The 1002-nt window shown below is 33.1% G+C and carries 3 protein-coding genes; 2 read left to right on the forward strand and 1 reads right to left on the reverse strand.

Annotated elements, in window-relative coordinates; translation table 11 throughout:
- On the forward strand, nucleotides 1-111 hold a 111-nt coding region (locus tag ACFX4W_RS00740; RefSeq protein WP_377558983.1), incomplete at its 5' end, for a cold-shock protein.
- A 322-nt stretch (nucleotides 112-433) separates the two neighbouring features.
- The gene (locus ACFX4W_RS00745; RefSeq protein WP_013058097.1) at nucleotides 434-604 is read left to right on the forward strand and encodes a hypothetical protein; all 171 of its coding nucleotides are present in this window, start codon (nucleotides 434-436) and stop codon (nucleotides 602-604) included.
- Nucleotides 605-787: 183 nt separating this feature from the next.
- On the opposite strand, the gene ACFX4W_RS00750 is transcribed toward ACFX4W_RS00745, so the two are convergent.
- Complete coding sequence (locus ACFX4W_RS00750) at nucleotides 788-988, reverse strand: cold-shock protein (RefSeq protein ID WP_013058096.1); 201 nt, start codon at nucleotides 986-988, stop codon at nucleotides 788-790.
- Nucleotides 989-1002: the final 14 nt, after the last annotated feature.

Genomic DNA, 1002 nt, shown 5'->3' on the forward strand with positions numbered 1-1002 from the left:
TCTATTCAAGGTGAAGGCTTTAAATCATTAGAAGAAGGTCAAAAAGTAACGTTTGACATCGAACAAGGCCAACGTGGAGCACAAGCTGCTAACGTTCATAAAGTAGCATAATTAAAACTAAAAAAGACTCCACATAGGGGTCTTTTTGCTTTGGATTTTAATAATTTAAAAAGATTACTTAAAAAATAAGTAGAGACATTTGTGACAGAATGCTATTAATGAAGGTTTACCTATATGTAAAATGCCGTGTCGCAAAAAAAGAGAAAAACCCCCCTTATGGTTATAGAACTGTATGCCTTAGGAGTACACATACGCCTGAAGGTATCAAAAGTAACTAACCTTCGCTGGATTAGCCTTAAGAGATGTACATTATATTTCCCGATAAATAAAGTTAAAAATTTGATTATTTTTGATAGGAGAGAGGATGAGGGATATGAGTATAAGCTTATTTTCCAATGGAGAAATTGTAAATATAAAAGCATCTAATGAAAGAGTGATCATCTTAAAAAGCCATTATGTAAAAAACATGAAAAGATACTCTTATACAGTGGATAAATATCCAAGTACGTTTTTCTTTGAAGAAGAATTAATGAAACATGAATAAATATTGATTTATAGTTTGGATTTTGTCTATACTGTGCTATACTGAATTTACCATTTGTATTACCGATTACTATTTTTGTATTAATAAGCCCTATTCCTCAGTGGATAGGGTTTTATTATGACATTTTCAAGGAAATGAAAAAGACAGACTCCAAGGAGTCTGTCTTTTTATATTTATGATGGATTACGCTTTTTGAACGTTAGAAGCTTGAGGGCCGCGTTGACCTTGTTCTACGTCAAATGTAACTGCTTGACCTTCGTCTAAAGATTTGAAGCCTTCGCTTTGGATTGCTGAGAAATGTACAAATACATCGTCTCCGTTTTCGCGTTCGATGAATCCAAAACCTTTTTCTGCGTTAAACCATTTTACTTTACCTTGTTCCATAATTGTTGCCTCCT

Origin of the sequence: Priestia sp. YIM B13489, from assembly GCF_042787645.1 — a bacterium.
In the GTDB taxonomy this organism is placed as follows: domain Bacteria; phylum Bacillota; class Bacilli; order Bacillales; family Bacillaceae_H; genus Priestia; species Priestia megaterium.

Bases quoted from the DNA above. Each gene is read 5' to 3' on its own strand.
- ACFX4W_RS00745 (WP_013058097.1), top strand. From the start codon at position 434: ATGAGTATAAGCTTATTTTCCAATGGAGAAATTGTAAATATAAAAGCA.
- ACFX4W_RS00750 (WP_013058096.1), bottom strand. From the start codon at position 988: ATGGAACAAGGTAAAGTAAAATGGTTTAACGCAGAAAAAGGTTTTGGA.